We start from the raw sequence: 10,482 nt of genomic DNA, 5'->3' as shown, positions 1-10,482 counted from the left end.
GGGGGGCCCTCGGGGGGGGGGCGCGGGGGCTCCACATAACAGGGGGCTGGTTCCGGGGCTCAACGGGCCCCCGGTGGCCCCCCCCCCCCCACCGGGGGGGGGGGGGGGGGTCCCCCCCCCCTCCTCCCTTCTCACCGCGCTGCTCAAGCGCTTCTCACCTGCGCACGACGGGCGGGTCGACGCTCCAGGGAAAGTTGATCCAGTCCTCGGTGCGCTTCCACACGTACTCGCACTTCACGAGCGACTGCGACTTCTCGTAGATGACCGCGCTGCGCACCTCGGCGACATGGCCGACGCAGAAGTCGTGGACGAGCTTGAGGGTCTTGCCGGTGTCGGCGACGTCGTCCGCGATCAGGACCTTCTTGCGGGAGAAGTCGACGAGGTTGGGGACGGGCGCGAGCATGACGGGCATCGCGAGCGTCGTCCCCACCCCGGTGTAGAACTCCACGTTGACCAGATGGATGTTCTTGCAGTCCAGGGCGTACGCGAGCCCGCCGGCGACGAAGACACCGCCGCGCGCGATGCTCAGCACGACGTCCGGCTCGTAGCCGTCGTCCGCGACACTCTGCGCCAGCTCGCGCACGGCGCGGCCGAACGTCTCGTACGACAGGTTCTCCCGGCGCTCGCTCATGCCCGCGTCACACCTGCGTCCGGTGGAAGTTGACGAAGGACCGCGAGGCGGTCGGCCCCCGCTGCCCCTGATACCGCGACCCGTACCGCTCGGACCCGTAGGGGAACTCGGCGGGCGAACTGAGCCGGAACAAGCAGAGCTGCCCGATCTTCATCCCGGGCCAGAGCTTGATGGGCATCGTCGCCATGTTCGACAGTTCGAGGGTGACGTGCCCGGAGAACCCGGGGTCGATGAACCCCGCGGTCGAGTGCGTCACCAGCCCGAGCCGCCCGAGGCTGGACTTGCCCTCCAGCCGGGAGGCGATGTCGTCGGGCAGCGAGATGACCTCGTACGTCGACGCGAGCACGAACTCACCGGGGTGCAGGATGAACGGCTCGTCGCCCTCGGGCTCGACCGTACGCGTCAGGTCGGCCTGCTCGACGGCGGGATCGATGTGCGGGTACCGGTGGTTCTCGAACACCCTGAAGTAGCGGTCGAGCCGTACATCGATGCTGGAGGGCTGCACCATCGTCGCGTCGTACGGATCGAGGCGTACGCGGCCGGAGTCGAGCTCGGCCCGGATGTCCTTGTCTGAGAGAAGCACGCCCCGAGGATACGCAAGGCGCGCGAGCCCACCCCAATCGGGCAGCCCCGCGCGCCTCACCCGCCGACGATCAGCGCTGATCCACCCTGTTCACCGTCTCCACGGGCACGGCATGCCGCAGCCGCGCACAACGCGGACACCGGATGAGCCGCCCGGGGCCGATCCGCCCCGTGTCGAGCTGCTGCATCGGGAATGTCGCAGTACTGAACACGTGCCCTTCGGCACAGCGGACGACGGTGTGTCCCATCAAGTCCATCAAGTCCCTTCCCCAACAAACGCGGACGAAAGCCCACACTAGGGGATGATCGGGACACCACAGGAGGCGGCACTCCGCCCCCGACCCTACGCCCCAACTCCCGCCCCCACCGCCCCTTCAACCACACCCACACCACGGGGCACGTCACGCCCCAACCGCGGCCGACACGGACGGACCCCAGGGCGCGAGAGGCGCCGGGAGCAGGGGATGGGGTAGAGTGTCGGACGATGCGAAGCCGATCACTGGCTCGCCAAGCGGGTGTAGTTTAATGGTAGAACATGAGCTTCCCAAGCTCAGAGCGCGAGTTCGATTCTCGTCACCCGCTCCAACGACTAAGGCCCAGGTCAGGGATATGATCCCCAACCCGGGCCTTTGTGTTGTCTAGACCGGTCTAAGCCTCGCGTGCCCGTCCCGTGCCCGATGCCTGATCATCCGGCTTGCCCGTGCCCTTCTTGCGCTCCGCCTCCACCATCTTGTCGAGGCCGGCGGCCACCACCCTCTGACGCTCATGGTCCGAGTGCTGGTAGATCAACGCAGCTTTCTCCGTCGACTGACCGGCCCGGACCATCGTGTCCTTGAGCGTGGCCCCGGAGCGGGTCGTCAAGGTGTGCCCAGTGTGACGAAGGTCGTAGAACCGGAAGTCGTCCGGCAGGCCGACCGCGGCACGGGCCTTGCGCCACTTCCGGCCGAAGCTGGAGCGGCGGAAGGGCTTGCCCTTCTCCCCGACGAACAGCAGCCCGTCCGGCGTCTTCTCCGCGTACCAGGCGAGATGACGCCTCAGGTCCTTCTCCATGAAGCCGGGCAGCACGAGGAGCCGTTTGCCCGCCTCGGACTTGGTCTCTCCGGGCGCACGCCGACCGGTGGTCAGTTCCGGCTCAGCCTTCCGGACCCAGACCCCGACGTTCTCCAGGTCGACATCCGGACGCCGCATCCCCGCCTGTTCTTCAGGTCGCGCCGGACCGTACGCGGCCAGGTAGACCATCAGGCGCCAGCGTGGACCGATCGCGTCAGCGAGCGCGTCCACCTGGGCAACGGTCGCCACCGGACGCTCCGGAGCGGATTCCTTGCCCGCTCCCCTGATCCGGCACGGGTTGCGGCGGATCAACTCGTCATCGGCTGCCGTCTCCAAGATGGCCTTGAGCAGCCGGTAGGACTTGGCGACCGTCGTAGCCCCGGTAGCACTCAGCCGCTCCGCTCGCCAGGTACGGACGCGAGGCGGTGTGATCTCGTCCAGGTCCCAGGCCCGGAAGGTAGGCAGGATGTGCAACCGCAGGAGCCGCCGGTACAGCTCATCCGTCGTTGCCGACAGGCCCCGCTCGTCAACCCACTGCACCGCGTAGATCTCGAAATTGACCGCCCCCGCCTCAGGGTCTTGCCAGTCCCCTTTGCCGATCTCGGTCTGTTGGGCGGCAAGCCAATCATCCGCCTCGCCCGAGGTTCGGAACGTGCGGGGCGCCGGTCGGTCAACGCCATCAGGCCCGAGGTACCGCGCCTGATACCGGCCGGACGGCAACTTACGAATGCGCCCGAAACGGCGCTTCCTCCCCGCCATCAGGCCACGCTCCGCAGTCGCCGAAGAGCAGGCCGCACCGTATTTACCGTCACGTAGGCATCAACGGCGCGCTCGGAGATGCGCACGTGGCGGCCCACCTTGACGTACTCGATCCGTCGTTCTTCGATCAGGCGCCGGGCGAAGCGGACACCCGTGCCGAGCCGTTCAGCGACCTGTTGCACCGTCAGCAGACGATCAGCCATGGTCACCACTCCCCCTCTGCTTCAAGTTCTGCGCGGGCTTGTCGGGCGGTCTCGCGGCCCTGGTGGATGTCTCGGTGGATGTTGGCGGCGAGCCAGGACTCACCGGGGGTGTGGCCGTGTCCGGCGTAGGCCCAGTGGGCGACCGTGAGGGTGGTCGCGTCGGGGTGGTCGTCGGGGTCGGGGAGGCCGAGGGCGGCGCGTTGCTGTGCGGCGCGGTAGTCGGCGCGGACCTGGCGAAGGGCTCCGAGGGTGGTGGAGTAGCGGCGGGATTTGGTGGAGAAGTGGCCGCGGAAGCCGAGCATGTGAGCCCAGGCCCACAGCCGCCGGTCCGGGTAGACGTCGTCCAGGTCTTTGCAGGCCCGGATGAGGCGGCGGGTGTGGTCGGGCAGGTTGGGGAGCTTGTCGAGTTCGGCCATCTCGCCGATGCGCCGGTCCACGGTGCCGGTCGTCTCGGCTGCTTTGGTGGCGTACTTGGCGACGTAGGACGCTACGGCTTGCTCGGTGAGGTCTTCGCCGCTTCCGAACGCGCCGATCGGGCGGACGTCGAGCTGTGTGCCCCAGCGCAGGACCCGGGCCGGGTGCTCACCGGCCGCGGGCAAGGTGATCTCAGCGCGGGCCGCGGCAGCGTTCAGTGCGTCGGTGAGCAGGTCGATGGTTGCCCAGTGCGGGGGCGGGGAGTCCGAGCCGTCGGGTCCGTCGAAGCGAATCACGGCATGGAAGTGGATGGCGCCGCGTTTCTGGTACTCGGCGACCTTGCCGTAGGAGACGCGGAGCTGTTCGCGTAGTTCACGCTGGGTGATTCCGGCGCGAGCGGCGAGCTCACGCGGGAGGTAGATGGTCACGTAGCGCCACAGGTGTCCGGCGTGGTTGTTCCACAGGACTGCCCCTGCGTAGTCGTAGGTGGCGGGGTCGAGGGCGGTGCCGAGTTCGGGCGCGTCGTCCGGGTGGGGGGTGCCGCAGCGGCAGGGGCGGGTGCCGGGCCGGTTGTGGACGGGGCCGAAGGAGGGGGCGGTGAGGGTGGCGAAGACGCGGGGGTGTTCGCGCACGGTGTGCGGGGTGCCCTTGGCGGGGTCTCCGGTCAGGCCGGCTCGGATCAGGTGGTAGGTGTCCCCTGCGTAGGTCCAGGCGCAGGAGGGGCAGCGCGAGGCCCGGCGGTTGCCGCAGGCGACGCGGAGCCGTCCGCCGGGCTCGGCGTCGGTCGAGTAGGCGTGGAAGACCGTGCCGGTGGCGGGGTCGATCGTTTTGGTGGAGCCGGTCAGGTGGATGGGGTCGGAGCAGCCGCCGGTGCGGCGGATCTGGTCTTGCCAGCGGTCGAAGCCCGGGGACCCGGCCACCCTCAGGAGATCGCCGAGGGTGGTCGGGTCCAGGCCCGCCAGGGTGGCGGTGTCGGTCACGCGTCATCCTTCTTCTTGGCGGGGTGGGCGTCGATCCAGGCTTCGGCGCAGACCTTGTGGACGGGCTTGCCCCGGTCGGAGCGGAGCGGGGTGGGCTTGCCGCAGCACACGCACGGCTGGTCGCCGGTGTGGTCGTAGTGCTCGGCCGAGCGCCAGTTCAGGAGGGCCATGGCGGTCACCGGGCGGCGCGGACGAGGGCGGCGTCCGGGATCGCGTGGCCGGTGCCGTGGCAGGCCGGGCAGGTGGCCGTGATGGTCTGGCGCTGTCCGTTGGGGGTGCGCTGGCCGGTGGTGACGGCCACGGCGGGGAAGCCGTCGCAGTGGTGGCACAGGGGCCTGATCCGGGCGTTCTGAGGCATGATGGTGTTTCCCTTTCGGGTCTGCGTGATCTGGAGGGTGTTGAGGCGCCCGGAGCGGCGGAAGTTTGGCGACCGAGGCCGCTCCGGGGGCTGTTCAGCGGTTGCGCTTGGGGCGGCGCCAGGTGGGCACGGGCGGGATCGCGTCGTACGCCGTCTTGCCGTGTTCGAAGGAGTCCCGGTCCGAGGCCGACGCCTTGCCGAGCTGACGCGTGATGCGGCGGGTGGTCTTGCGGTCGCCGTGGCGCTTGGCGATCGCGTATTCGCGTCCGAGTTCGGCCATCTCCGGGTTGGCGGGCGCGGGCGCTTCCTTCTTGGTGATGCGGTCGAACAGACCCATGACGTGTGGTCCCTTCAGCGGTAGATCAGGAGGGTGGTCATTTGCTGCGGGGCTTGGGGCGCTTGAGCGTGAGGCCGATGCCGCCGGTGGCGGAGAGGACGGCGACGCTCGCCACGGCCGCCACGTGGACGGTCACGGCGATCATCAGGACGATCAGGGCGATGCCGCCGGATACCGTGAGGGCGAGCAGGATGGGCCCGGTGTAGGAGCGGGGCGCGGCCTGGACGATGACGATCCGGTTGGGGTCGGTGCCGGGCGGGAGCTGCGCGAGCAGGTCAGCCGGGATGTGTCCGGCGCGGCGCTGGTCTTCGGGGTAGCGCACGGCAGGTCACCTCTTTCCGGGGGTGCAGCGGTGCGTGGTGGCGGCAAGTTCGGCCGCGGAGCGGTCGTTGTAGTCGGCGGAGAAGCCGCAGCCCGGGGCCGTGCAGGCGGCGGTGTGCTTCGTGCGGCCCTGTCCGTCGTTGCGGGTACCGACCTGAACGGGGCCGATACGGATCACGTTGTAGAAGCGGTTCGGTCGCATGAGGTGAACCTCCTTTTAGTTCAGGCGAGTTGGGCGGTGATCGCGTCTGCGAGGGGTGCGGGGATGCCGAGGCGGGCGCGGAGGGTGGCGGCATCGATCCGGGCGCCGGTCGTGGCACGGTGGGTGTCAGCGACCTTCCGCGCGTGGTCGAGCAGCGCCGGGGGCACCGCCACGGCTGAAGTGGCGGGGCTCGGCTCGGTGACCGGCTCCGGCGGAGCGATGGACGGGAGTTCCGGGGCAGGCTCCGGCTCGCGTTCCACGCTGATCTCCGGGGCGGGCTCCGGCGCCGGATCCGGCAGCACTACGGGGACGGGATCGGGCTCGGTGTCGGCCGACACAGGGGCCGGGGCCGGGGTGTGGGCAAGGAGGGTGCCGCCGAAGAACGCGAGCGCGGGCCATCCGGCAACGGTGATGCGCAGCCAGGCGGGCACGTCGTTGAGGTCGAGGAGTCCGGCGGTGGCGATGTTGGCGCCCAGGGACGCGGTCAGCGCGATGACGAACCAGGTCCAGGCGGCGCGCGCCGGCTGGTTGTCGGCCCGCAGGACGCGCATGCGGTTCCACGCTGCGACCAGCAGCAGATCCACGCTGATCGGGTAGGCCCATGCCTTCCAGCCGTCTTGCCCGGCGGCGGCGGCCAAGTCGTGCAGGTGCGCGAAGGACAGAGCACCGGCAATCACGGCCTGAACCAGGACGGCATCCAGACGGATGGTGCGGAACACGGGGATCACCTCCTGTCGAGGGAGAAGGGGCCGGGGCCGGGCGGACAGGTTGGCCGCCCGGCATCCGGGGCGGTTCAGGACGAGGCGGTACCGGTGCCGAAGCAGTCGAGGCAGAACCCGTCCTGCTGGCCGACCGCCCGCCGCCTACGCCCGACAAGGACCGTGGAAGCGACGGAGCCGGTCCCCTTGCAGGTCTCGCACGCTTCGGCGGGGGCCGGGGTGCTCTCCGGCTCGACCGGCGCCGGGGCCGGGGGCGGTGTCTTGGTGGTGCGGCGGGTGGTGGTCCTCTTGGCGGCCATGACGGTCGTCTCCGTTCGGGTTCGGGCATGGGCGGGGTAGGGACCTGGCGTGAAGCGGTCACGCCGACCGGTGGAGCAGGGGGGGGTTACTCGGTGACCGGCCAGGGCGTCGTCAGCGGCGGCGTGGCAGGCCGGGCCGGAACGACCACGGGCACAGCCGGGCGGAACGGCGCCAGGGCCGGGAGATCCGGGGTCAGGTGGGCGTACTGGCGGCAGACCGCCGCAGCATCGGCCGGGGTCGTCTCCGGGGTGCGGATGCGGGACCAGCCGCCCGAGGAGTCACCGGCCACCGCCACGCCGGGCCGGTCCGGCGCGATCAGCGTCACGGCCGAGACCGCGTCCGGGGCGATGTCACCCAGGCCCATTTCGGCGGTCTGCTTGTCGTTAACCCGGTGCACCACACGACCCGTGAGCTGCGCACGGAGCATGGTCGCTCCCTTGCCCAGTTCGGAGCCGAAGCGCTGCCCGCATACCTCCAGATAGATACCGACCGCCCGGGACATCTGCCCGAGCCGGATCAGGCCCGTCACGAGGCGTTCGCGCCGCTCCTCATCCTTCTTCGAGGCGGTCAGGAAGAGTTCGGAGACCTCATCGACCAGGATCACCATCGGGACCGGGCGCACCTTGTCCGGCAGGCCCCACAGGTCCGAGGCGCCATGCTCGCTGATCAGGTCGAAGCGGGTCTCCATCTCAGCCACCAGGGCATCGACCAGTGAAGCGGCGTCGTCCGGGGTCGTGACCAGGGCGGAGAGCCGGGGCGCGTAGGCGGTCTGCTCGACGCCCCGCTTGCAGTCGATACCCACCAGCGCAACCCGGTGCCGGGCAAGGCCCTTGATCAGGTTGCGCTGATACATCGACTTCCCCGACTGGTTCGCACCCAGCGTCAGCGCGTGCGGAACCTTCTGGTAGTCACGGACGAAGACGCCCCCGTCCTCCCGCACCGCGACCGGCACCACCATCGGGCCGGACGGCACCCGGCGCGGCATCTGCACCCGGCGCAGCACGTCATAGCCCGTCATCCGCAGCTCCACGAAGCCGGGCTTGGTCTCCACCACGGTCACCGAGTGGACACCCCAGGCGTGTCGCAGACGCTCGGAAGCGGCGGCTACGTCGGAGGGCTCCAGACCGGCGGGAAGACGGAGCGTCACCCGCATGCCCGTCAGCGAGCCCCGTACCCGGCGGACCTTCGGCGGGACCGGCTGCACATCCTGGCGGCGGGCCACCGTACGCACCATGAACGCCCGCAGACGGGACGGCTGAACCGTCAGACCGCACACATCCATGGTCGAGCGGTACGACGAGGCGAACCGGACCCGGGCGACCGGCAGACCCACCAGCGACCAGTACACACGCGGAGCACGTACCTTCGCGTAGCCGAGACCACCCGCACCCACCAGCGGGGCGGCGATCTCCAACAACGTGGCCAGGTCCGACACAGTCTCAGGCCCCCGCCGTGATCGCGACCGCACGGAAGCTGATCCCGTGCCGCGTCTGCCCGTTGAACGTGTTCTCCCAGTCCCGGGCCTTGAGCCCGACCACCGACACCGGGGTGCCCGGGGTCAGGTTCGCCGGGATCCCCGTCTCGGGAACGGTCACCTGGTAGAGGTTCCCCTCCCCGTCGTCCGAGATCAGCAGGCCCACCGTCGACAGCCCAGCACCGGTCTCCCGGTCCACGGCACGCTCCCCCGTCTGCTTGCTCACCAGCTTCGGCACCGGCGCCGTCGCAACGAACACCACAGCGGTCGAAACATCGATCTTGAAGGACGGCATCTAGCAACTCCCTTGCGGAACGGGAAGCCAGCGGCTCCCCCAGTTCGGCAGCTTGTATATCCAAGCCGTTCCATCAAGGTAGGGGCGGCAACTTGGATATGCAAGTGGGTCGTCAAAAAAAGAGGACCCGAAGGCCCTCTTCTTTCTGGCGATTCGTCAGGGGACGTCGATCACGTACCGAAACCCGTGTCGGTCGCAGGGGATGCGCGAGTCAAGTACCTCCACCACCTGACCAGTGCTGATGTGTGCCGCTCTGAAGACGCGGGCCAGCGGAACGCCGGGCGGGATCTTCAGTGACTCGGTCTCGCTGGGCGTGGGCATGCGGATGTCCAGCTCTTCCACGAACTGAGTGATCCGCTGCTTCACCGGCCCATCGGGATCTTCGATCAACCGGCTCACGCCGCCACGGATGCGGCGGGGGCTCTCCAGCTCAGTGCCGCCGAACAGGGCGGCGGGGTAGTACCCGTCAACCAACTGCATGGGTTCGTCGTTCACGAAGAACGCGCGGCGCCGGGCAATGACCGGACTCCCCTCCGCGATCTCCAGGCGTGAAGCCACCTCGGCGGGTGCCGACAGGGTCCCGACGGAGAGGATGCGCTGTTCAGGGCGCAAGCCCTGTGCAGCCGCTTCAGCGTTGAAGTTGCTTACGCCGGTCTGTCGACGCTCCCGGAAGTTAGCCCCAGTGGTCAGCATCTGGACGCTTGGCCGCGGGCGCACGAAGACGCCTTTGCCCTGTTCGCTCACGAGCAGGCCGTCAGCCTTCAGGAGCGCCAACGCCTTACGGACGGTTACGCGAGTGGTGCCGTACTGATCTTTAAGCTCGTTCTCCGACCGCAGCTTCTCGCCGGGCGCGAGTGCGCCGGAAAGGATCAAAGCCCGCAGGTCATCGGCGATCTTCCGATACGGCGGAAGATTCGGGATCGACATTCAGGTCACCTCAGCTTGGCTATGCAAGCAGGTTACGCCGTCCCGTCGACAACGTCACTCCGTGAACACCCAGCCGCTCCAGCGATCAACTCGGATGATCACCACTGGGCCGTTGGGGGGGTGCTCTGAGTACTGGTTGTACTTACCTTCCAGCAGCTCAACGCCGTGGAGTCGTTGGGGCCCATCCTCATGGATCTCGGCACGACCATCGGCACGCGCCCACCAGAGTCTTGTCCAATCGGACTCGAAGTGATCAACCAGAACGGCAACCTTCGGGTTCTCTCGGATGTTCCGCAGTCGACGGAGATTCCAAGTGCTCTTGGGCTTGTGATCGATCGCGAAGAACACCAGGTCGTTGTCAACGGTGAAGGTCACCGGCACCAAATGTGGTGCGCCATCGGCGCCTGTAGTCGCCAGACGTGCGATTGGTGATGCCGAGAAGCGTGCTCTTGCCTCTGTGGGATCAAGCTTCATGAAGGGACCGTACCCACCCGGAGATGCACCAAGGGGAGTGGAGGCTGTTACAGGTTTCTCTACCTCATCAAGCCCCACCCTTCGGGCGGGGAGGGGGAGGGGAAGCCCTCGGTAGCTCCCGCGTGAGAGGCGCCGCTACTTCCGGAACCTGTCGGGCATGGTGACGTCCCCCCCATCGGGAGGATCAGGCTCAGGAACGACGACGGAACCGGGCCGGCGAGCCGGAGAGCCCCAGCGTACGGGGAAGCCCCTCAGGCTCGGCGGGATCTGTGGCCGGTGGTTTTCCTCGTGCGGGGCTCGGTGTCTCTTGCCCTTCGGGCATCCGGCGCGGTTGGGCAATCGGCATCCTGCCGCCGCTACGGATCACACCCCCACCGACCGCCACGCGGACCGGGCAGCGGGCGAGGGGGGCGGCCGCCGGCCCCCCCCGCCCCCGCCCCCCGCCCCCCCCCCCCC

17 protein-coding genes and 1 tRNA gene are annotated in these 10,482 nt (G+C 69.0%); 1 reads left to right on the top strand and 17 read right to left on the bottom strand.

What is annotated here, in order from left to right:
• Window positions 1–154: 154 nt before the first annotated feature.
• From ACFXPK_RS06355 to ACFXPK_RS06345, 3 genes are all read right to left on the bottom strand, one after another.
• Window positions 155–631: a phosphoribosyltransferase gene (locus ACFXPK_RS06355; protein ID WP_385004634.1), complete on the bottom strand. Its 477-nt coding sequence runs from the start codon at window positions 629–631 to the stop codon at window positions 155–157.
• Between the two features lie 7 nt (window positions 632–638).
• A complete protein-coding gene (dcd, locus tag ACFXPK_RS06350; RefSeq protein WP_385004636.1) occupies window positions 639–1,214 on the bottom strand; it encodes a dCTP deaminase in 576 nt (191 codons plus the stop codon).
• A gap of 70 nt (window positions 1,215–1,284) precedes the next feature.
• Entirely contained in the window at window positions 1,285–1,470 is a 186-nt protein-coding gene (locus ACFXPK_RS06345) for a hypothetical protein (RefSeq protein ID WP_385004638.1), read from the bottom strand.
• 254 nt (window positions 1,471–1,724) lie between these two features.
• Between ACFXPK_RS06345 and ACFXPK_RS06340 the strand changes: the two genes are divergently transcribed.
• Window positions 1,725–1,798 (top strand) — tRNA-Gly (locus ACFXPK_RS06340).
• Window positions 1,799–1,861: 63 nt separating this feature from the next.
• On the opposite strand, the gene xerC is transcribed toward ACFXPK_RS06340, so the two are convergent.
• The 14 genes from xerC to ACFXPK_RS06270 form a co-directional block, all read right to left on the bottom strand.
• Window positions 1,862–3,022 carry a tyrosine recombinase XerC gene (xerC, locus tag ACFXPK_RS06335; RefSeq protein ID WP_385072278.1) on the bottom strand — a complete coding sequence of 387 codons (1,161 nt, stop codon included), beginning with the start codon at window positions 3,020–3,022 and terminating at the stop codon, window positions 1,862–1,864.
• Window positions 3,022–3,225 carry an excisionase family DNA-binding protein gene (locus ACFXPK_RS06330; protein WP_385072275.1) on the bottom strand — a complete coding sequence of 68 codons (204 nt, stop codon included), beginning with the start codon at window positions 3,223–3,225 and terminating at the stop codon, window positions 3,022–3,024. Before ACFXPK_RS06330 ends, xerC begins: the two co-directional genes overlap by 1 nt.
• 2 nt (window positions 3,226–3,227) lie before the next feature.
• On the bottom strand, window positions 3,228–4,619 hold the full coding sequence (gene repSA / locus ACFXPK_RS06325) for a replication initiator protein RepSA (protein WP_385072272.1): 1,392 nt from the start codon (window positions 4,617–4,619) through the stop codon (window positions 3,228–3,230).
• Window positions 4,616–4,789, bottom strand: coding sequence for a hypothetical protein (locus ACFXPK_RS06320; RefSeq protein ID WP_385072269.1), 174 nt, complete (start codon window positions 4,787–4,789; stop codon window positions 4,616–4,618). The genes repSA and ACFXPK_RS06320 overlap by 4 nt, the downstream gene beginning before the upstream one ends.
• A 5-nt stretch (window positions 4,790–4,794) precedes the next feature.
• Complete coding sequence (locus ACFXPK_RS06315; RefSeq protein ID WP_385072266.1) at window positions 4,795–4,977, bottom strand: hypothetical protein; 183 nt, start codon at window positions 4,975–4,977, stop codon at window positions 4,795–4,797.
• A gap of 94 nt (window positions 4,978–5,071) precedes the next feature.
• A complete protein-coding gene (locus tag ACFXPK_RS06310; protein ID WP_385072264.1) occupies window positions 5,072–5,314 on the bottom strand; it encodes a hypothetical protein in 243 nt (80 codons plus the stop codon).
• A 37-nt stretch (window positions 5,315–5,351) separates the two neighbouring features.
• Window positions 5,352–5,636, bottom strand: coding sequence for a hypothetical protein (locus ACFXPK_RS06305; protein WP_385072261.1), 285 nt, complete (start codon window positions 5,634–5,636; stop codon window positions 5,352–5,354).
• 6 nt (window positions 5,637–5,642) lie between these two features.
• On the bottom strand, window positions 5,643–5,837 hold the full coding sequence (locus tag ACFXPK_RS06300) for a mobile element transfer protein (RefSeq protein WP_385072259.1): 195 nt from the start codon (window positions 5,835–5,837) through the stop codon (window positions 5,643–5,645).
• A gap of 20 nt (window positions 5,838–5,857) precedes the next feature.
• Entirely contained in the window at window positions 5,858–6,556 is a 699-nt protein-coding gene (locus tag ACFXPK_RS06295; RefSeq protein WP_385072256.1) for a DUF2637 domain-containing protein, read from the bottom strand.
• 74 nt (window positions 6,557–6,630) lie between these two features.
• Entirely contained in the window at window positions 6,631–6,855 is a 225-nt protein-coding gene (locus ACFXPK_RS06290; RefSeq protein ID WP_385072253.1) for a hypothetical protein, read from the bottom strand.
• Between the two features lie 86 nt (window positions 6,856–6,941).
• Entirely contained in the window at window positions 6,942–8,291 is a 1,350-nt protein-coding gene (locus ACFXPK_RS06285) for an FtsK/SpoIIIE domain-containing protein (RefSeq protein WP_385072250.1), read from the bottom strand.
• Between the two features lie 4 nt (window positions 8,292–8,295).
• Complete coding sequence (locus ACFXPK_RS06280) at window positions 8,296–8,625, bottom strand: hypothetical protein (protein WP_385072248.1); 330 nt, start codon at window positions 8,623–8,625, stop codon at window positions 8,296–8,298.
• 156 nt (window positions 8,626–8,781) lie between these two features.
• Window positions 8,782–9,552, bottom strand: coding sequence for a GntR family transcriptional regulator (locus ACFXPK_RS06275; protein WP_385072245.1), 771 nt, complete (start codon window positions 9,550–9,552; stop codon window positions 8,782–8,784).
• Between the two features lie 54 nt (window positions 9,553–9,606).
• A complete protein-coding gene (locus tag ACFXPK_RS06270) occupies window positions 9,607–10,026 on the bottom strand; it encodes a TIGR03668 family PPOX class F420-dependent oxidoreductase (protein ID WP_385072242.1) in 420 nt (139 codons plus the stop codon).
• Window positions 10,027–10,482: the final 456 nt, after the last annotated feature.

Origin of the sequence: Streptomyces sp. NPDC059142, from assembly GCF_042755665.1 — a bacterium.
Taxonomy (GTDB): domain Bacteria; phylum Actinomycetota; class Actinomycetes; order Streptomycetales; family Streptomycetaceae; genus Streptomyces.
Note: the sequence above shows the minus strand (reverse complement) of the source record. Positions and strands in the feature narration are given on the sequence as shown.

What these genes read in the sequence shown, in the direction of transcription:
- ACFXPK_RS06280 (WP_385072248.1), bottom strand. Translation starts at nt 8,625, where the DNA reads ATGCCGTCCTTCAAGATCGATGTTTCGACCGCTGTGGTGTTCGTTGCG.
- ACFXPK_RS06330 (WP_385072275.1), bottom strand. Translation starts at nt 3,225, where the DNA reads ATGGCTGATCGTCTGCTGACGGTGCAACAGGTCGCTGAACGGCTCGGC.
- ACFXPK_RS06320 (WP_385072269.1), bottom strand. Translation starts at nt 4,789, where the DNA reads ATGGCCCTCCTGAACTGGCGCTCGGCCGAGCACTACGACCACACCGGC.
- ACFXPK_RS06290 (WP_385072253.1), bottom strand. Translation starts at nt 6,855, where the DNA reads ATGGCCGCCAAGAGGACCACCACCCGCCGCACCACCAAGACACCGCCC.
- ACFXPK_RS06355 (WP_385004634.1), bottom strand. Translation starts at nt 631, where the DNA reads ATGAGCGAGCGCCGGGAGAACCTGTCGTACGAGACGTTCGGCCGCGCC.
- ACFXPK_RS06300 (WP_385072259.1), bottom strand. Translation starts at nt 5,837, where the DNA reads ATGCGACCGAACCGCTTCTACAACGTGATCCGTATCGGCCCCGTTCAG.
- ACFXPK_RS06270 (WP_385072242.1), bottom strand. Translation starts at nt 10,026, where the DNA reads ATGAAGCTTGATCCCACAGAGGCAAGAGCACGCTTCTCGGCATCACCA.
- ACFXPK_RS06275 (WP_385072245.1), bottom strand. Translation starts at nt 9,552, where the DNA reads ATGTCGATCCCGAATCTTCCGCCGTATCGGAAGATCGCCGATGACCTG.
- ACFXPK_RS06345 (WP_385004638.1), bottom strand. Translation starts at nt 1,470, where the DNA reads ATGGACTTGATGGGACACACCGTCGTCCGCTGTGCCGAAGGGCACGTG.
- ACFXPK_RS06310 (WP_385072264.1), bottom strand. Translation starts at nt 5,314, where the DNA reads ATGGGTCTGTTCGACCGCATCACCAAGAAGGAAGCGCCCGCGCCCGCC.
- ACFXPK_RS06315 (WP_385072266.1), bottom strand. Translation starts at nt 4,977, where the DNA reads ATGCCTCAGAACGCCCGGATCAGGCCCCTGTGCCACCACTGCGACGGC.
- xerC (WP_385072278.1), bottom strand. Translation starts at nt 3,022, where the DNA reads ATGGCGGGGAGGAAGCGCCGTTTCGGGCGCATTCGTAAGTTGCCGTCC.